The organism is Streptomyces sp. Ag109_O5-1, assembly GCF_003814875.1.
Lineage (GTDB): Bacteria > Actinomycetota > Actinomycetes > Streptomycetales > Streptomycetaceae > Streptomyces > Streptomyces sasae.
This window is the reverse complement of sequence record NZ_RKQF01000001.1, coordinates 805,669-824,071: the sequence shown is the minus strand read 5'-3', so window position 1 is coordinate 824,071 and position 18,403 is coordinate 805,669. Positions and strand designations below refer to the sequence as shown.

At 71.6% G+C, this 18,403-nt stretch carries 18 protein-coding genes; 9 read left to right on the top strand and 9 right to left on the bottom strand.

The genetic code is table 11. The annotated features are described in order from the left end of the window. Positions 1-167 precede the first annotated feature (167 nt). From EDD90_RS03715 to EDD90_RS03705, 3 genes are all read left to right on the top strand, one after another. Positions 168-1,385 (top strand): MoxR family ATPase, encoded by a 1,218-nt coding sequence (locus EDD90_RS03715; protein WP_123971726.1) that lies wholly within the window; start codon positions 168-170, stop codon positions 1,383-1,385. Further along, positions 1,382-2,671 (top strand): DUF2201 family putative metallopeptidase, encoded by a 1,290-nt coding sequence (locus tag EDD90_RS03710; RefSeq protein WP_123971725.1) that lies wholly within the window; start codon positions 1,382-1,384, stop codon positions 2,669-2,671. The genes EDD90_RS03715 and EDD90_RS03710 overlap by 4 nt, the downstream gene beginning before the upstream one ends. Positions 2,672-2,860: 189 nt before the next feature. Then, positions 2,861-3,829 carry a threo-3-hydroxy-L-aspartate ammonia-lyase gene (locus tag EDD90_RS03705; protein WP_123971724.1) on the top strand — a complete coding sequence of 323 codons (969 nt, stop codon included), beginning with the start codon at positions 2,861-2,863 and terminating at the stop codon, positions 3,827-3,829. 59 nt (positions 3,830-3,888) lie between these two features. Here the strand turns inward: EDD90_RS03705 and EDD90_RS03700 are convergent, their stop codons facing one another. Both EDD90_RS03700 and EDD90_RS03695 read right to left on the bottom strand, forming a co-directional pair. Then, positions 3,889-4,281: an SCO5389 family protein gene (locus EDD90_RS03700; protein ID WP_123971723.1), complete on the bottom strand. Its 393-nt coding sequence runs from the start codon at positions 4,279-4,281 to the stop codon at positions 3,889-3,891. Between the two features lie 62 nt (positions 4,282-4,343). Beyond that, entirely contained in the window at positions 4,344-5,303 is a 960-nt protein-coding gene (locus EDD90_RS03695) for an adenylyl-sulfate kinase (protein ID WP_123971722.1), read from the bottom strand. A gap of 183 nt (positions 5,304-5,486) precedes the next feature. On the opposite strand from EDD90_RS03695, the gene EDD90_RS03690 reads away from it, so the two are divergent. Together EDD90_RS03690 and EDD90_RS03685 are read left to right on the top strand one after the other, a co-directional pair. After that, positions 5,487-6,962 (top strand): cytosine permease, encoded by a 1,476-nt coding sequence (locus EDD90_RS03690; protein ID WP_123971721.1) that lies wholly within the window; start codon positions 5,487-5,489, stop codon positions 6,960-6,962. Next, a complete protein-coding gene (locus EDD90_RS03685) occupies positions 6,959-7,507 on the top strand; it encodes a cysteine hydrolase family protein (protein ID WP_123971720.1) in 549 nt (182 codons plus the stop codon). The genes EDD90_RS03690 and EDD90_RS03685 overlap by 4 nt, the downstream gene beginning before the upstream one ends. Positions 7,508-7,513: 6 nt before the next feature. Here the strand turns inward: EDD90_RS03685 and EDD90_RS03680 are convergent, their stop codons facing one another. Further along, positions 7,514-8,929: a family 2B encapsulin nanocompartment shell protein gene (locus EDD90_RS03680; RefSeq protein WP_123971719.1), complete on the bottom strand. Its 1,416-nt coding sequence runs from the start codon at positions 8,927-8,929 to the stop codon at positions 7,514-7,516. Between the two features lie 273 nt (positions 8,930-9,202). Between EDD90_RS03680 and EDD90_RS03675 the strand changes: the two genes are divergently transcribed. The 4 genes from EDD90_RS03675 to pqqB all read left to right on the top strand — a co-directional run bounded on the left by EDD90_RS03675 (position 9,203) and on the right by pqqB (position 13,072). Further along, the gene (locus EDD90_RS03675; protein ID WP_123971718.1) at positions 9,203-10,444 is read left to right on the top strand and encodes an acyl-CoA dehydrogenase family protein; all 1,242 of its coding nucleotides are present in this window, start codon (positions 9,203-9,205) and stop codon (positions 10,442-10,444) included. A 111-nt stretch (positions 10,445-10,555) separates the two neighbouring features. Next, positions 10,556-10,957, top strand: a complete 402-nt coding sequence (locus EDD90_RS03670; RefSeq protein WP_123971717.1) for an SseB family protein — start codon at positions 10,556-10,558, stop codon at positions 10,955-10,957. A 49-nt stretch (positions 10,958-11,006) separates the two neighbouring features. Next, a complete protein-coding gene (locus EDD90_RS03665) occupies positions 11,007-12,119 on the top strand; it encodes a hypothetical protein (protein ID WP_123971716.1) in 1,113 nt (370 codons plus the stop codon). 62 nt (positions 12,120-12,181) lie between these two features. Further along, positions 12,182-13,072, top strand: coding sequence for a pyrroloquinoline quinone biosynthesis protein PqqB (gene pqqB / locus EDD90_RS03660; RefSeq protein ID WP_123971715.1), 891 nt, complete (start codon positions 12,182-12,184; stop codon positions 13,070-13,072). 22 nt (positions 13,073-13,094) lie between these two features. Here pqqB and EDD90_RS03655 read toward each other — a convergent pair whose 3' ends face one another. The 6 genes from EDD90_RS03655 to EDD90_RS03630 form a co-directional block, all read right to left on the bottom strand. Further along, the gene (locus EDD90_RS03655) at positions 13,095-13,493 is read right to left on the bottom strand and encodes a MarR family winged helix-turn-helix transcriptional regulator (RefSeq protein ID WP_123971714.1); all 399 of its coding nucleotides are present in this window, start codon (positions 13,491-13,493) and stop codon (positions 13,095-13,097) included. A gap of 73 nt (positions 13,494-13,566) precedes the next feature. Next, on the bottom strand, positions 13,567-13,917 hold the full coding sequence (locus EDD90_RS03650) for a VOC family protein (protein ID WP_123971713.1): 351 nt from the start codon (positions 13,915-13,917) through the stop codon (positions 13,567-13,569). Positions 13,918-14,111: 194 nt separating this feature from the next. After that, positions 14,112-15,143, bottom strand: a complete 1,032-nt coding sequence (locus EDD90_RS03645) for a LacI family DNA-binding transcriptional regulator (RefSeq protein WP_123971712.1) — start codon at positions 15,141-15,143, stop codon at positions 14,112-14,114. Positions 15,144-15,145: 2 nt separating this feature from the next. Beyond that, the gene (locus EDD90_RS03640; protein ID WP_123971711.1) at positions 15,146-16,051 is read right to left on the bottom strand and encodes a carbohydrate ABC transporter permease; all 906 of its coding nucleotides are present in this window, start codon (positions 16,049-16,051) and stop codon (positions 15,146-15,148) included. Continuing rightward, entirely contained in the window at positions 16,048-16,974 is a 927-nt protein-coding gene (locus tag EDD90_RS03635; RefSeq protein WP_123971710.1) for a carbohydrate ABC transporter permease, read from the bottom strand. The genes EDD90_RS03640 and EDD90_RS03635 overlap by 4 nt, the downstream gene beginning before the upstream one ends. Next, the gene (locus tag EDD90_RS03630; RefSeq protein WP_123971709.1) at positions 16,971-18,287 is read right to left on the bottom strand and encodes an ABC transporter substrate-binding protein; all 1,317 of its coding nucleotides are present in this window, start codon (positions 18,285-18,287) and stop codon (positions 16,971-16,973) included. Before EDD90_RS03630 ends, EDD90_RS03635 begins: the two co-directional genes overlap by 4 nt. Positions 18,288-18,403 lie beyond the last annotated feature (116 nt).

The following is an 18,403-nucleotide window of genomic DNA, read 5'->3' as shown; positions in this document are numbered from 1 at the left end:
CACATCTGCTGCTGAAGCCCGCTCGCTGCCGATGTGCATCCGCTGCCGACGCGCATCCACAACTGACGCACCTTCGCTGCCGACACGCATCCTCCGCTGATGTCCCCCCTCGCGGCCGCCACCCGGTGCCGACGCCCGCCTGCCCTCCCACACCAAGGTGATCAGACATGCCCCTGCGTACCGCTGCCCAACTCGATGTCGCCGACGAGCTGTTGACGCTGCTCGGCGACTCCACCACCGAACCCCGCCCCGACACCCAGCTGGAGGCGCTCACCCTCTCCGTCGCGGCCGACCTGCCCGTCCTGCTGTGGGGCGAGCCCGGGATCGGCAAGACCGCGGCGCTCACCCGGCTGGCCGAGGCGCTCGACCTGCCGCTGACCACGGTGATCGCCAGCGTGCACGAGCCGTCCGACTTCTCCGGGCTGCCCGTCGTAGGGGACGACCCCGCCGTCCAGGGTGTCCCGATGGCCCCGCCGGACTGGGCGGTGCGGCTGGTGAAGGCCGGCCGGGGCCTGCTGTTCCTCGACGAACTGTCCACCGCGCCACCGGCCGTGCAGGCCGCCCTCCTCCGGCTGGTCCTGGAGCGTCGCGTGGGTGCCCTCAGGCTGCCGCCCGGCGTACGGATCGTGGCCGCCGCCAACCCGCGCGGGTCGGCGGCCGACGGCTGGGAGCTGAGCCCGCCGCTGGCCAACCGCTTCGTGCACCTCCAGTGGTCCCATGACCACGAGGTCGTCGTGCGCGGCCTCGGCGGCACCTGGCCCCGGGCCACCCTGCCCCGGCTCGATCCGGACCGGCTGCCCGCCGCCGTGGACTTCGCGCGCCGCGCGGTGTGCGGCCTGCTCGCCACCCGCCCCGCCCTCGTGCACCGGCTGCCCAGCGGCGAGATGCGGCGCGGCGGCGCCTGGCCGTCGCCCCGCAGCTGGGACATGACGCTGCGCCTGGTCGCCTTCGCACACGCCGCCGGCTCCTCCAGGGACGTGCTCTCCCTACTGGTCCGCGGCACGGTCGGCGACGGGCCGGGGCTCGAACTGCTGGCGAGCGTGGACCTGATGGAACTCCCGGACCCCGAGACACTGCTCGCCGCCCCGGACACGGCCGACCTGCCCGAGCGCGGCGATCTGCGCCAGGCCGTGCTCGACGGTGTGGTCGCCGCGGTCCGCGAACGGCCGGACCGGTCCCGCTGGGACGCGGCCTGGGCGCTGCTGGTGCGGGCGCTGGACACCGGAGCCCCCGACCTGGTGGTGGTCCCGGCCACCACCCTGGCCTCGCTCCGCCGGGACGACTGGGAGGTCCCGGCCGCCGTGGAACGCCTCGCCGGAGTCGTGTCCGTGTCCCGCCGGGCCGACCGGGCGGCGGAGCGTGCCGCCGCGAAGGCAGGCCGATGAAGGCGGAAACGGCTGCGTCGACGAACGCGGAACCGACCGGGACCAGGAACGCGGAACCGACCGGGTCACTGGACCTCGACAAGCTCTACGCCGCCCGGCTGCAGGCCGCCCGGGCCCGGCCGTACCTCGCGACGGCCCTGTTCGCCCTGCACGTCGTGGAGTCCCGGCAGGTGCCGACCATGGCCGTCGACCGGCACTGGCGGTGCTACGTCTCGCCCACGTTCGTGGACCTGATGCCGGAGGAGGACTTGGCCGGGGTGTGGGTCCACGAGGTGTCGCACCTGCTGCGCGACCACCACGCGCGCAGCGACCGGGTCGCCAGGGAACGCGGGCTGACCGGCCCCGGAGAACGGCTGCGCATGAACATCGCGGCGGACCTGGAGATCAACGACGACGTGTACGGCGACGGGCTGGTCACGCCCCGAGGCGCCGTCCGGCCGATCATGCTGCAACTGCCCGAAGGCGAGCTGATGGAGGACTACCTGCGCCTGTTCCGGCTCGGACCGCTGACGCAGAGCCTCACCTGGCTCGACTGCGGCAGCGGCGCCGACGGCCGCGACCGGGAGTGGGACCTGGGCCCGGACGGCGCCCACGGCCTCAGCGATCAGGAGCGGGACGGCGTCCGGTTCCGGGTGGCGCAGGCCATCACCGGCCGGCCGGGCGACTCCCCGGCGGGCTGGCGGCGCTGGGCGGAGGAGGCCTTCCATCCGCCCCAGCCGTGGCGGGAGCTGCTGGGCGCGGCGGTCCGCTCGGCGGCCTCGGCCGCGGGCGCCGGCGACGACTACACCTACGGCCGTCCGTCGCGCCGCTCGGCCGGCCTGCCCGGGGTGGTCCTGCCGAGCCTGCGCCGCCGCCCGCCCCGGGTCTCCGTCGTCATCGACACCTCCGGCTCGGTCAGCGACGCCGAACTGGGCACGGCCCTGCTGGAGGTGGCCGCCATCGCCCGAGCCGTCGGCGGCCGCCGGGACCTGGTCAGCGTGCTGTCCTGCGACGCGGCCGCCCGGACCGTGCAGCCGCTGTGCCGCGCGGAGGGCATCGCGCTGATGGGCGGCGGCGGTACGGATCTGCGGGCGGGCTTCGCCCGGGCGCTGCGGGCGAGCCCGGCACCGGACGTCGTGGTGGTCCTGACCGACGGCCAGACACCCTGGCCCGGGACGCAGCCGTCCTGCCGGACGGTGGTGGGACTGTTCCCCCGGCGGCACTCGGGCACCTCGTGGCACGAGAACGACCCCGACTACGTACCGGACGCACCGCCGGCGTGGGCGAGGGTGGTCGAGCTCGGCTGAACGGCCACGGCGGTTCGGGCGGTTCCGGCGGAACCGGCGCCGGGGGTCCGATCGACTCCGCGGCCGCATCTGGACATTGAGTCCAGGTGGTAGACAATAAGTCCAGACGGTCGACGGTGAACGGCCGGGGCCGCACCGTAGTGATCCACGCGCATCCGGCGCCGACGGCGCCCAGAACGGAGGACGAAGATGACCGACACCCCGCCCGTGACCCTCCAGGACGTGCACGACGCGGCCGCGCGGATCAAGGGGGTCGCCCACCGCACTCCCGTGCTGCGCTCGCGCACCCTGGACGAACTGGTGGGCGCCGAGGTCTTCTTGAAGTGCGAGAACCTCCAGCGCATCGGCGCCTTCAAGTTCCGGGGTGCCTACAACGCCGTGTCCCGGCTGCCGGCCGAGCAGTTGGCCAAGGGTGTCGCCGCCTACTCCTCCGGCAACCACGCCCAGGCCGTCGCGCTCGCCGCCCGCGAACTGGGCACCACCGCAGTGATCCTGATGCCCGAGGACACCCCGCGCTCCAAGCTGGAGGCGACGGCCGGATACGGCGCGGAGATCGTGACGTACGACCGCTACACCGGCGATCGGGAGGCGATCGGCAAGGCCCTCGCGGCGGATCGCGGACTCGCCCTCGTTCCGCCGTACGAGCATCCGCACGTGATCGCGGGACAGGGCACGGCCGCCCTGGAACTCATCGAGGAAGTCGGCGAGTTGGATGCCCTGATGGTGCCGGTCGGGGGCGGCGGTCTGATCGCGGGCAGCGCCACGGCCGCGAAGGGGCTGCTGCCCGGGATCCGGGTCGTCGGGGTCGAGCCGGAGGCCGGGGACGACACCAGGCGGTCCCTGGCGGCGGGCCGCCGGGTGTCCATCGAGGTGCCCCGCACCATCGCCGACGGTCAGGCGGCCGACATCCCCGGCGAGCTCACCTTCTCCGTCAACCGGCGCCTGGTGGACGACATCTCGCTGGTCACCGACGACCAGATCCGGGACGCCATGCGGTTCGCCTTCGAGCGGATGAAGACCGTCGTGGAGCCGAGCGGCGCCAGCGGACTGGCCGCACTGCTCGCTCACCGTGTGACGCCGCTGCCGCGCCGGATCGGGGTCATCCTGTCCGGCGGCAACGTGGGCGCGGAGCGGTTCGCCGAGATCGTCGCCGGCTGACGGGCCGAGGTGAAGGTGGCAGGAGGCCGCCGGACGCGCCCTCCTGCCGGGCGTTGGGCTCAGCAGTCACGGAACTCCGGCGACTGGTTGAGGATCTGCGAGCGCGCCGAGGTGAAGCGGGTGTGCGTCTCCCCGCCCCGGGCCTCGGGCGGGAACACCGCGACCCGGTGGCAGTTCTGGAACGCGAGGGCGATCCCGAAGTGCCGCTCCAGGCTGCTGCGGATCGCGTCGGAGGACAGCGCCCGCAGCAGCTGCCCGCGCTCCCTCTCCGACGCCGGCGGGGTCTGGTTGTCGGCGAACTCGGCGTTGCCGTCCCGCAGTTCGACTGCCAGCCGGGCGATGAGGTCGTACGCGTACGGCAGTGAGGTGCGGACGGTTTCCACGAAGTCCTCCTCCCGCACCGCGCCGTTCTCGGCTTCGGCGAGCAGCTGCGGGGAGACGTCGAGCGACATGTCTGGGTGTCCTGTTCTGTTGGCAGGGGGTTGTGTGATTCGTATGAGAGGAGATCGGGATCTCAGGCGAAGGCGGCCAGGGCCGCCGGCCCGTGCCGGAAGTCCGGGTCGACCTGGGCGGCCAGGTCCTGGCCCGTGGCCGCGTCGGCCCAGGCGGTGGCGTTGCGGAGATGGAACTCCACGGCATGCCGCTGGAAGGCGTCCCAGTCCTTGCCCCGTGCGTCCACGGCCGTCCGCAGCCGGTCCAGGGCCCGGGAGTTGTGCGCCTCCAGCTCGCCGTCGCCCCGGCCCTGTTCCTGGGCGCGGACGTACGCCGACAGCTCACAGTGCGTCAGCAGGTCCTCGCCCACCCGCTCACGCAGGAAGGCGAGGTCGTCCGCGCCGGTGACCTTGTTGCCGACCACGGCGACCGGGATCCCGAACTCGGCCGCGTGGTCCCGGTACTGGCGGTACACGGACAGGCTCTTGCGGGTCGGCTCGACCACCAGGAACGTCATGTCGAAGCGGGTGAACAGACCGGAGGCGAAGGCGTCGGCGCCCGCCGTCATGTCGACGACGACGTACTCGCCGGGGCCGTCCACCAGATGGTTGAGGTAGAGCTCCACCGCGCCGAGCTTGGAGTGGTAACAGGCCACCCCGAGGTCGCTCTCCGCGAACGCCCCGGTGACCATCGTGGGCACCCCGCCGACCTCCTGGACGTGGGGGGAGTGCACCTCGTCGTCCCCGAGCAGGCGCAGCAGCCGTGAGCCGCGCCCCGGCGGGGTCGTCTTGACCATGGCCGCCCGGGACGCGATCCGGGGGTTCGTGCCGCGCAGGTAGTCCTTGATCTCACCGGTCCGCGAGCTCAGCGCGGGCGCGGTGAACAGTTCGTCCTCGGCGAGGCCGAGGGCGTGGGCCAGGTGCTGGTTGATGTCGCCGTCGATCGCTACGACCGGCGCGCCGGAGCGTGCCAGGCGGCGGGCGAAGAGGGCCGACAGGGTCGTCTTGCCGCTGCCGCCCTTGCCGACGAAAGCCACACGCATCGTCAGCCGTCCCTCCTTTTGAAAATGGATTTCATGATCATAGATTGGAGGGGGGTGACAGCGGTGTCAAATCCTGTTGGGCCGACCGGGGCGCCGCCCGGCTCCCGCCTGATCAATTCGCCTTGACCCCCGACACGTGCCGACCTAGCCTCCAGCCAACACACCTGGACAGATGGGTCGACGATGGCGGACACACGGGAACCCGGCAGACAGCTCCAGGTCGAGACGCACGGGCTCGACGTGATCGGCGACGCCGAGCGCAAGGGCACCCCGCGCACCCTGTTCTGGCCCTGGTTCGGCGCGAACGTCTCGGTGCTGGGCCTGAGCTACGGCGCCTTCGCGCTCGGCTTCGGAATCTCCTTCTGGCAGGCCCTCGCCGCCGGAGTCGTCGGCATCATCGCCTCGTTCCTCCTCTGCGGCTTCATCGCGGTCGCCGGGAAGCGCGGCTCGGCACCCACGATGGTGCTCAGCCGCGCCGCGTACGGCGTGCGGGGCAACCGGCTGCCGTCGGTCGTCTCCTGGGTCCTCACCGTCGGCTGGGAGACCGTCCTCATCGCCCTCGCGACGATGGCCACCGCGACCGTCTTCACCCGGCTCGGCTGGGGCGGCGGCACCGAGACCAAGGTGGTCGCCCTGGTCGTGGTCTGCGCCCTGACCGTGGCCGGCGGTGTGACGGGCTTCGACCTGATCATGCGGCTGCAGACGGTGATCACGGTGGTGACCGGCGTCCTCACGGTCGTCTACGTCGTGCTGGTCGCCGACCACATCCACTGGGCCACGGTGAGCGCGATCCCGTCCGGCTCCGCCCAGGAGTTCATCGGCGCGCTGGTCTTCATGATGACCGGCTTCGGCCTCGGCTGGGTCAACGCGGCCGCCGACTACTCCCGCTACCTGCCCCGCACGTCCTCCAGCCGGGGCGTGATCGGCTGGACCACCCTCGGCGGCTCGGCCGCCCCGCTGCTCCTGCTGGTCTTCGGCCTCCTGCTCGCGGGCTCTTCCGCACCCCTGGACAAGGCGATCGCGGCGGACCCCATCGGCGCGCTGACGACCATCCTCCCCACCTGGTTCCTGGTCCCCTTCGCCGTGGTCGCCGTCCTCGGCCTGGTCGGCGGCGCGGTCCTGGACATCTACTCCTCGGGCCTCGCCCTGCTCTCCGCGGGTCTGCCCGTGCCCCGCTACCTCGCCGCCCTGGTGGACGGCGTCCTGATGATCGCGGGTTCGATCTACATCGTCTTCTTCGCCGACGACTTCCTCGGCCAGTTCATGGGCTTCCTCACCACGCTCGGCGTCCCCATCGCCGCCTGGTGCGGCATCATGCTCGCCGACCTTGCGCTGCGCCGCCGCGACTACGACGACGCCGGCCTCTACCGCACCGCCGGCCGCTACGGCGACGTACCGCCGCTGCCCCTGCTCCTCACCCTCGCCGCCACCGCCCTCGGCTGGGGCCTGGTCACCAACACCGCCGCGAGCTGGCTCACCTGGCAGGGCTATCTCCTCGGCCCGCTCGGCCTCGGCGGCAAGTCCGGCGCCTGGGCGTACGCCAACCTCGGCGTCCTGGCCGCCCTGGCGCTCGGCTTCCTCGGCACCCTGGTCCTGGCCCGCGGCCGGGTCCACACCCAGGAAACCGAGATCCCGAGCGCCCCGGCGACGACCGCATGACCACCCCGCCCGGCCTCCTGGCCGTCATCGACATGCAGCACGTCTTCGCCGACCCCGCCGGCCCCTGGGCGGCCCCGCGCTACCCCGAGGCGGCGGCAGGCGTACGACGGCTGCTCCCGGCCTTCGCGCACCGCACGGTCTTCACCCGCTTCGTCGCCCCGGCCCATCCCGCCGGAGCGTGGCAGGCCTACTACGACCGGTGGCCCTTCGCGCTCCAGCCCCCGGACGCCGGACTCTGGCGGCTCACCGACGAGTTCGCCGACCGGGCCGAAGTCGTCCTGGACGCCCCGACGTTCGGCAAGTGGACCCCCGAACTCGCCGCCCGCACCGCCCCGCACGGCCGCCTGGTCCTGACCGGCGTCAGCACCGACTGCTGCGTCCTGTCCACCGCACTGCCGGCGGCCGACGCCGGAATCGAGGTCCTGGTCGTCGCCGACGCCTGCGCGGGCGCCGACGACGACTCCCACACGAAGGCACTCCAACTGCTGGACCTGTACCGCCCCCTGATCCGGGTGACGACCGTGACCGAACTGCTGGGCCGGTGACAGCCCCTAGTCCCGGCGGGACACCTCCACGTTCTCCAGGATGCCGAGGGCGTCGGGAACCAGGACGGCGGCCGAGTAGTAGGTGCTGACCAGGTAGGAGATGACCGCCTGCTCGTTGATCCCCATGAAGCGGACGTTCAGGCCCGGCTCCACCTCGTCCGGCAGGCCCGTCTGGAAGAGGCCGACCACGCCCTGGTTCTCCTCGCCGGCCCGCATCGCGATGATCGAGGAGGTGCGGGCCTCGCTGACCGGGATCTTGCCGCAGGGGAGCAGGGGGACCCCGCGCCAGGCGGGGAGATGGTGACCGTTGACGTCGATACTGCCGAAGTACAGCCCCCGTTTGTTGCACTCCCGGCCGAACGCGGCGATCGCCCGGGGATGGGCGAACAGATGCGTGGTGTCCCGCCGCATGCTGAGGAGTTCGTCCAGGTCGTCCGGGGTCGGCGGGCCCGCGTGAGTGGAGATCCGCTGGTCGTAGTCGGCGTTGTGGAGCAGCCCGAAGTCCCGGTTGTTGACCAGCTCGTGCTCCTGACGTTCCCGCAACGCCTGTACAGTGAGCCTGAGTTGCTGCTCGGTCTGGTTCATCGGCTTGTTGTAGAGATCGGCGACCCGGGAGTGGACCCGCAACACGGTCTGGGCGACGCTCAGTTCGTACTCGCGTGGATCGATTTCGTAGTCCACGAAGGTGTGCGGGATGTCCGGCTCGCCGACATGGCCCGCGCTGAGCTCGATCTCGGCCTCGCCGAAGGCGTTCGTCCCGCGGTGCCCGTCCAGCCCGGCCAGTTCCACATGCGCCCGCAGGTCGGCGTGCCGGTCCGCCACCTCCTGGTACGCCGTGTGCGGCAGTGCCAGCACGGTGGTGGCCGTCGCCGCACGCGCCGTGAAGTCCCAGGCGCCGTCGAGACCGGCGAGCACCTGACCGCCGAACGTGTCACCGTCCGCGAGCAGCCCGACGACCGCCTCGTCGCCGTACGGGCCCTCGCCGATCTGCTCCACCTTGCCGTGCGCGATCAGATACACATGGTCGGCCGGACGCCCGGCCGAGACGATCACCTGCCCCGGCGCGTAGTCCCGCTGCTCGAACCGCGCCGCCAGCGCCTGCAGGGCGGTGCCGTCCTCGAAGCCGCGCAGCAGCGGCAGTTCACCCAGCTCGGCGGGGACCACGCTGACCTGCGCCCCGGTCCGCACGAAGGTCACCCGGCCGTCGCCGACCAGATACGACAGCCGGCGGTTGACGCGATACGTGCCGCCCGGCACGTTCACCCACGGCAGCGTGCGGGTCAGCCACCGTGAGCTGATCTCCTGCATCTGGGGTTCGGACTTGGTCGTCGTCGTCAGGTTCCGTGCCGCGGCGGTACCGAGGCTCTGCTGCTCCCGCTCCTCGGCGCCCGCCGCGGGCGCCGTACCGGTCTCGACCGACATCGCTTTCCTTCTCTCGTGTCGCACGGGTGACGGGGTAAATACGGACCGTCACCTTCCGCGGCTACCCCTACCCCTGTCCCCACGCGGCGAGTGATGCCACGGCACAGAGCGCGAAGCACGTGCCACGGGGAACTGCCTCCGCACCACCCCTGGTTCCGCCATCGCCACCCGGTTGGCGGTTTCCGGTCGGGACGTCCGCCGTGCGCGCCGTGTTCAATCGCCCTATCGCGTCGGCAAACCCGGCAGACACGGCCCCGGCCGCCAGGAGGCACCGTGATCGCAGCTCCCGAACCCGGTCTCAGCGCACGCGACATGGTCGAACGGGCCGTGGCGCTGCGGTCCGCCCTGCGCGAACGCCAGGCGGAGACCGAACAGTTGACGCACTACCCGAAGACCACCCACGAGGACTTCCTGCGGGCCGGCTTCTACCGGATCCTCCAGCCGCGCCGCTACGGCGGCTACGAGTTCGGCCTGCCGGTGTTCCTGCGCGTGGTCACCGAGACCGCCCGCGGCTGCCCCTCCACCGGCTGGGCGCTGTCCCTCACCGCCGCCCATGTCCTCCAGGTCGCCAGTGTCTTCGGGGCACGGGCACAGGACGAGATCTTCGGCCCCGACGGCGACTTCCGCGCCGCCTCCACGGTCGCCCCGGTCGGCATCGCCCGCCCGGACGGCACTGGACACGTCGTCCTCGACGGCACCTGGCCGTACTCCTCGGGCGCCCCCTACTCCACGCACTACGTCGGCCAGACCCTGACCGCCCCGGAGAAACCCGGCGACCCGCCCGGCCCGCCGGTGCTGTTCGTCGCCCCGCGCCCGGCCTGGACGGTCGTCGACGACTGGCACGGCGTGCTCGGCCTGCGCGGCAGCGGCTCCAACAGCGTCCGCCTCGACCAGGCCCGCATCCCCGAGTACCTCACGCTCCGGGCGACCCTGCTGGACCTGCCCGTCGAGGGCGGCTCGACCGGATCCGCGCTGCACGGCAACCCGATGTACGCCGGGCGCGCGCCGAGCTTCTTCCACTCCGAACTGGCCGCCGTCATGATCGGCATCGCGTACGCGGCCGCCGACGAGTACGCCCGGATCCTCCCCACCCGCCCGCTGACCCTGGACCCCGGCCGCACCCGCGCCGGACTCGACGACTACCAGCGCCACCTCGGCGAGGCACTCGGCATGATCGGCACCGCGGAGGCCGCCCTCAGGCGCACCGCCGAGGACTGGATGGAGACCTGCCACCGCAACGCCGTCGGCGACGCTCCCTTCACCACCGCCGAGGACAACCGCCTCGCCCTCACCTTCCTGAACGCCGGCCGCCTGGCCTGGGACGTCCTCCAGCGGATCCTCTTCCGCACCGCGGGCTCGCGGCACGCCCGCGACGGCGAGCGGATGCAGCGCTACTTCCGCGACGCGGCGACGTACTGGACCCATGTCGGCCCGAGCATGGCCGAACCGCTCGCCCACCGCGTCGGACGCGACCGCTTGGGCCTGCCCTCGGACGACATCCCGCTGATCCCCTGAAAGCCCTGGTGATCGGGCGCATGCCCCGGCCACGACCGGGTACGCGTGCCGTGGCCGTCCGGCACCCTGCCGGTTCCGGCCTGTACCGCCACCGCTACCTGGGGACCTGCCATGGAGACACCCGCACACGACGACTTCCCGACGCCGGCCCAGCGGGCGCTCGACACGCTGGCCGTGAACGCCGAGGACCGTACCGCGCTGGACACCCTCGCACACAGCGACGTGCTGGTGCCGGTGCCCGACGACGCCGCGGAGACGGCCGACCCCTCGATGATCGCGCTGCCCGTCCTGGAACGGCCCGACGGCGATCCGGTCGTCCCGGTGTTCACCTCGGAGGGAGAGCTGACCGGCCTGCTGCCGACGGTCTCCCGCTACCGCATGGTGCCGCTCGGCGCGCTCGCCTCGCAGTGGCCCGACGAGAACCTCTCCCTCGCCATCGACGGCAGTTCGGCGCACGCGCTCACCCTCACCTCGGAGGGCGTGCGCACACTGCTGGCCCGGCCGGCGGGCTGACGAAGGGTTCCGGTCACCGCGAGACCGCCGTGCGGGCCAGAATGGCGCCATGGAATGGATCTCCGGGGTGGCCGGAGGACTGGTACTCGTCCTGGTCCTGCGCAGCATCCTGCGCACACTCGTGGTCCCCCGGGGCCTGTACTCCCTGCTGGTGTACCGGCTCTGGTGGGGCCTGCGCCGGGTGCTCTGCCTCTTCGCGCACCGGGGCGGCTACCGGTCCATCGACCGCGCCCAGACCTGGCTCGCCCCGCTGATGCTGATCGGCATGCTCGCCGCCTGGCTGGGCGGGGCGTTCCTCGGCTTCGGGCTGCTGCTGTACTCCTTCTCCCCGCTGTCCTGGAGCACCGCGTTCCGGGAGGCGGGCTCCAGCCTGTTCACCCTCGGCTTCGCCAGCGGCGCCCGGCTGCGGCTGTCCGTGCTCGACTTCGTGGCCGCCGCCACCGGCCCCGTCGTCATCGCCCTGCAGATCGCCTACCTGCCCACGCTGTACGCCGCCTACAACCGCCGCGAACTGGAGGTCACCCTCCTCCAGTCCCGGGCCGGCGAGCCCGCCTGGGGGCCGGAGATCCTCGCCCGGCAGTGGCTGGTCGACACCGAGACCGCGCTGCCCGAGCTGTACCGGGCCTGGGAGCGGCTGGCCGCGGACATGGGGGAGAGCCACGCCACCTATCCCGTCCTGCTGGCGTTCCGCTCGCCCCGCCCCTACCGCAGCTGGCTGGTCGGCCTGATCGCCGTCATGGACGCGGCGGCCATGCAGCTCGCCCTCGCCCCGGCCACCGCGCCGCCGGCGGCCCGTCTGGTGCTGCGGGCCGGCTTCACCGCACTGCGCGACATCGCCGCCTCCGTACGGGCGACCTTCGACACCGACCCCGCATCGGACGCCCCCATCGACCTGACCTACGCGGAGTTCGAGGCGGCCGTGGCCATGCTGGAGCAGACGGGCTTCCGGGCCGAACGCAGTACCGAGGAGGCCTGGCCGCACTTCCACGGCTGGCGGGTCAACTACGAGGCCGTCGCCTACGAACTGTGCCGCCGCTGCGACGCCGTACCGGCGCTGTGGACCGGCCCCCGCGACTTCCCGTCGCAGCCGATCCCACCGCTGCGCCCCACGGACCGGCAGCCTCCCGCAGGACGGCCGGAAGTTCCCCCCACTCGCGGGTAGCGCGGCGCATCCTGAGGGAAGATCCCATCAGGGGCCGGGGAGACCGAGAGGGGCGGATCGTCGTGAGGGTCGTCCTGCTGGGCACCGCAGCCGGTGGCGGGTTCCCGCAGTGGAACTGCGCCTGCGCGCTGTGCGCCGCCGCCCGGGACGGCAAACTGCCCTCCCGTACCCAGGAGTGCGTGGCCCTGACCGGCAACGGCCGGGACTGGTGGCTGCTCAACGCCTCCCCGGACATCCGCGCCCAGCTCACCGCCACCGCCGCGCTGTGGCCCGGACCGGGTCCCCGGGAGACCCCGCTGCGCGGAGTGCTGCTCACCGACGCCGAGGCCGACCACGTCACCGGCCTGACCGTGCTGCACGGGGCACCGGACCTCAAGGTCTACGCGGCCCCGCCGGTGCTGGAGATCCTGGCCCCGGCCCGGGGCGCCCTCGACCGCTACACCCCCTGGGAGTGGGCCGACAGCCTGGCCGACGGCGGGTTCGTGCTGGCCGGCGGGCTGGTCGTCACCGCCCATCCGGTGAGCGCCATGGCCCCGAAGTACGTACCGGCGGCGCTCGCCGGGGCCGACGGCCGCTGGGTCACGGCGTACCGGGTCGAGGACCTGGCCACCGGGGGAGTCCTGCTCTACGCACCCTGCGTCGGCGCCTGGAGCGACGTGCTCGACGACCTGTGCGCGGAGGCCGACTGCGTCCTGCTGGACGGCACCTTCTTCACCGCCGACGAGATGGGCACCGCGGTCCGCTCCGGTCCCGGCCAGGCGACGATGGGCCGTCTCCCGGTCTCCGGCCCGCACGGCAGCCTGGCCGCGCTGGCCAGGCACCCGCGCACCCGCCGGATCTACACCCACCTCAACAACACGAACCCCCTGGTCGACCCGGCCTCCCGGGCCCGCGCCCGGGTGGCCGAGGAGGGGGTGGAAGTCCTCCCGGACGGCATCGAGTTCCTGCTCTAGCCGCCCGCCACGTCAGCGGACGTCAGCCGACCGGACCCGCCAGCGTCCGCTCCAGCACCGCCCGCTGCAACGGCCGTACCTCGGCGTGCAGCGCGCGCCCCTTCGCCGTGAGCGCCACCCACACGCCCCGCCGGTCCTCGACACACACCGACCGCTCCACCAGGCCGTCCTTCTCCAGCCTCCCGATCAGCCGGGACAGCGCGCTCTGGCTCAGATGGACCCGTCCCACCAGGTTCTGCACCCGGCAGTGGTCGCCCTCGGCGGGAGACTCGGTGGCCAGCAGATCGAGCACCTCGAAATCGCTCGCGCCCAGCCCGTGCGGATGGAGCGCCCGGTCGATCTCGCACATCGTGCGCGCGTGCACCGACAGGATGTCCCGCCACTGTTCCTCGAGCCGGGCCTCGGCCGTCTTGACTGCCATACCCGCACCGTAGCACCGTTTCAGCCAACTGTTGAGTGTGCAACTAGTGCGGGTGCAAGCAGTCGTACGACGGTCAGGCCACCGGGTCCTGGAGCAGTCCCACCATGTTGCCGTCGGCGTCCTTCACCGAGGCGACAAGACGGCCGTTACCGACGTCCCGTGCGTCCTGGACCAGCTCGGCACCGGCCTCCACCAGCGCCGCGAGCCGCTCCCGCAGATCGGTGACGTGCCAGAACGGCGTCGGCCCGGTCAGCCCCTGGGCGTGCCCGTTCGGGTCGAGACCGACATCCTGCCCGGCGGCCTTGTACCCGATGTAGTACGGCGTGTCGGCGTACGGCTCCACGCCCAGCAGCGCCCCGAACACGGCCTTGGCCCGCTCCGCGTCCTTCACGGGGTAGATGATCGTCTGCACGCCTGCGCTCATGGGACGTTCTCCTTCTGGGATGAGTGACCCGACGGGTTCCTCGCCGGTGATCCCACGCTAGGCCGGGGAAGCCCACCGAGGCTTCTCCGATCCTGACCGGTCCAGCGCCCCAAACGGGCGCGGGGAACTGCGCGGCCGGCCACGACGCGGCCGCAGACGACCGACGGCATATCACGGCACCCCCAGCGGAGCGCTCACGCAGAATCGCGGACCACCAGTTCCGTCGGCAGGATCACCGCCGCCGGATCCTCCCCGCCGATCTGCGCCAGCAGCAACCGCACCATCTCCGCGCTGATCCGGTCGTACGGCTGACGGATCGTGGTCAGGGCGGGGACAGCCTCCGTCGCCGCGACCGAGTCGTCGAAACCGCCGACAGCGATGTCATCCGGCACCCGCCGGCCCGCCCGGTGCAGCGCCGCCAGGGCACCCTGCGCCATCAGGTCGGAGGCCACGAACAAGGCGTCCATGTCAGGGGCCTGCGCCAGCAGCCGCTCGGCGCCCGCCTCGCCGCTGGCCCGGCTGTAGTCGCCGGAGACGACGAGCCCCTCGTCGGACTCGGCGCCCGCCTCGGTGAGCACCTCCCGGTAGCCGGCGAGGCGGTCGACACCGCCAGGGGTGTCCAGCGGACCGGTGATCATGCCGATCCGGCGGCGGCCCGTGTCCAGCAGATGGCGGACCATGTCCCGGGCGCCGTCCCGGTCGTCCGCCGCCACGTAACTCACCTTGGAGCCGGGGCCCATGGGCTTGCCGCACTGCACGAGGGGCACCCCCGCCTCGCGCAGCTCCTCGGCGACGCGGTCGCCGGAGTGGCTGGAGACCAGCAGCACCCCGTCGACGTGCCCGGCGGTGATGTACCGCGTTATCCGCCGCCGTTCGTCCTTCGTGCCCGCCAGCATCAGCAGCAGCGGGATGTCGTGCCCGGCCAGTGCCTGGGTGCAACCGCTGAGCAGCACATTGAAGTTGGGGTCCTCGAAGAACCGCTCCTGGGGCTCGGTCAGCAGGAAGCCGATGGAGTCCGAACGCCCGGTGATCAGCGACCGGGCGTGCCGGTTCACGACGTACCCGGTCCGGCGGATGGCGTCGTTGACCGCCTCCTGCGCGGCGGGACTGACGTAGTGCCCGCCGTTGAGCACACGCGAGACGGTGCCCCGTGAGACGCCCGCTTCGCGCGCCACGTCGTGGATCGTCGGCGGTCTGCGCCGGCCCCCCGTACTGCTGCTGCTCATGGTCATGACTTTACGGCCCCGGACAGCAGGTCAAGGCTCCAGAAGCGCTGAATGACCAGGAAGAGCGCGATGAGTGGCAGGACGGCCAGGAACGCGCCGGTGATCACCAGGGTGTAGAGCGCCGGTTGGCTGTTGCCCTGCTGGAGCAGCGTGAACAGGCCCAGGGTGATCGGGAACTTCTCGTCGTCGCTGAGCATGATGTACGGCAGCAGGAAGTTGTTCCACACGGCCACGAACTGGAACAGGAACACCGTCACCATGCCGGGGATCATCATCGGCATGGCGATCCGCGTGAAGATCCGCCACTCGCTCGCTCCGTCCATCCGCCCTGCCTCCACCACGTCGGCAGGTACGGCCGCGGCCGCGTAGACGCGTGAGAGGTAGACACCGTACGGGGAGAGGATCTGCGGCAGCAGCACGGACAGGTAGGAGTCCGTGAGACCGGCCTTGGCCATCAGCAGGTACTGCGGGATGGCCAGGATGATCGGGGGCATCAGCACACCCGCGAGCAGCACGTTGAAGATCGCCTCGCGGCCCTTGAAGCGGTACGTCGCCAGGGCGTAGCCGCTGAAGGCCGAGACGCCCGTCGACAGCAGGGCGCCCAGGCCGGCGTACAGGGCGGAGTTGCCCATCCACTTCCAGTAGACGCCGTCGCGGTAGGCGTTGAGATCCTTGAGGTTGCCCATCAGGCCGGTGCCGGGCAGGAAGGTGAACGTGGAGAACAGTTCGCTGCCGGACTTGGTGGACGCGATCACCACCCAGGCGACCGGGAGGAGCGTGTAGACCGCGCCGAGCAGCAGAGTGATCGTCGGGATCAGGGCGATACGGCGGCGCAGCGGCGGGCCCTGAGCGGTACCCGGTGTCGTACCCGCCGCCGGGGCTGCCTTGCGGACGGCAAGAGAACTCACTGTGCTGCCTCCTGCTTGTTGCGGCGGTTCGCGGCCCGCAGGAACCCGAAGGACAGCACCAGCGTGGCGATGGCGATCAGGGTCGCCTCGGCCGCCGCCGAGTAGATGTCCCCCTTGGCGAAGGCGTCCACATAGACCTTCATCAGCGGGCTCCAGGTGGTGCTGACCGAGTTGGTGAGGGGCTTGAGGGTCATCGGCTCGTTGAACACCTGGAGCGTCGCGATGATCGAGAAGAAGAAGGTCAGCACCAGCGAGGGCGCCACCATCGGGATCTTGATCCGCAGGGCGATCTGCAGCGGGGAGGCGCCGTCCAGCTTCGCCGCCTCGTACACCTCGGCCGGGATGGACCTGAGCGAGGTGTAGATGACGATCATGTTGAAACCGGTACCGCCCCAGATCGCGATGTTGGACAGGGCCAGGTACAGCGGTCCGCCGCTCAGCAGGTCGGGTTGTGGCAGGTGCAGCTTGTCGAGCAGGTAGTAGAAGGGGCTGACGGCCGGCAGGTACAGGAAGCCCCACAGCAGCGCGGCCACGACGCCGGGAATGGCATATGGCAGGAAGATCGCGAGCCGGGTGAACGGGGTGAGGCGGACCCGCTCGGAGTCGAGCATCAGGGCGAACAGGAGGGCGAGGCCGAGCATCACCGGGACGACGATGCAGCCGTAGCCGAGGACACGCAGCGCACCGTCGTAGAACTCGTTGTCGGTGAGGGCGTCCTTGTAGTTCTCCAGGCCGGCCCAGACCTCCGTGCGGGCGCCCGCGCCCAGGCCGAGGCCGGAGACGTGCACCTTGCGGAAGCTGAGCCAGACCGCGTACCCGATGGGCAGCACGAAGAACAGCGAGAAGAGGGTAGTGGCGGGGATGAGGAAGGCGTACGGGGCCCCCTTGACCCCGTACGACCTCCGGCGTGCGGGGCTGGTCACTGAGAGACCTCGAAGCCCTGCTTCTTCATGTCGGCGAGCGTGGTGTCCTGCATGGTGTTCAGGGCGGTCACGAAGTCCGACTTGTTCTTGGCGGCGGTGCCGAACGCGTCGTTGAAGGTCGTGTAGGCGACGTTCACGTTCGGGCCCCACGCGGAGGCCGCCGTGGTCTTCGCGATCTCGGCGGCCTTGGTGTAGAAGTCCGCCTGGTTCGAGAAGTAGGCCGGGGGGTTGGAGAAGGCACCGCTCAGCTGGGCGGAGGTGGAGGCGGGGTAGATTCCGCCCTCCTTGGCCATCGTGTCGAGCGCGTCACCGTTGGTGTTCAGCCAGGCCGCGAACTTGGCTGCGGCCGCCTGGTGCTTGGAGTCGGTGGTGACGGCCGTCGAGGAGCCGCCCCAGCTTCCGGTGACGTCCTCGTTCGCGGACCACTGGGGGAGCGGGGCCATGGCCCACTTGCCCTTGGCGGACGGCGCGGCCGTGGTCAGCACGCCCGGCGCCCACACCGCGGAGACCCAGGCGATCTGCTTGCCCGTGTCGAGCGCCTTGTTCCAGGCCGGGGTGTACATCGGCTGGTTGTCGATGGCGCCCTCCTTGACCAGGCCGCCCCAGAACTTGGCGACCTTCTGGGTGGCCGCGTCGTTGATGCCGACCTTCCACTTGTTGCCGGAGGTGGTCCACCACTTGGCGCCGGCCTGCTGGGCCAGGCCCGCGAAGAGGCCGGCGTCGTTGGCGGAGAACGTGGTCAGGTCGACGTCGGGCGCCTTCTTCTTCAGCGCGCGGGCGGTCTCGGCGAACTGGTCCCAGGTGGTGGGGACCGTCAGGCCGTACTTCTTGAAGAGGTCCGCGCGGTAGTAGAACATCAGCGGGCCGATGTCCTGGGGCACCGCGTACACCGCGTCCGTGCCCAGCGTGACCTGGCCCCAGACGCCGTCGGCGAACTTGCTCTTGGCGTCGCCGATCTCCTTCGAGATGTCGGCGACGGCGCCGTTGCTGACCAGTGTCGGCAGCGCCTGGTACTCGGCCTGGACCAGGTCGGGGCCGGTCTTCGCCTTGTGCGCGGTGAGGATCTTGGTGACCAGCGTGTCGCCGGAGGCCTGCTTCTTGAAGGTGACCGTGATCTGGTCCTTCTTGCCCGGACCCTTGTTCCACAGGTCGACGACCTTGTCCATGCCCGGTGCCCAGCTCCAGAACGTCAGGTTGACCGGACCGGAGTCGGCCTTGCTGTCGTCGGACGAGCCGCAGGCGGCGAGGGCGGTGGCGCCGAGGGCTATGGCGATGGTGGATGCCACGAGGCGAGCGCGCTTCGTGTTGGGCATGGATCTCTCCCCTGACCTGGGTCCCCGCCCGTGGCGGGAACCTGCCATGCAGATGAATGTGTGAGCTTTCCGGAGAGCGCAGACCCGGATTCTCGCCCGTCGCGAGTCCGTGCCCT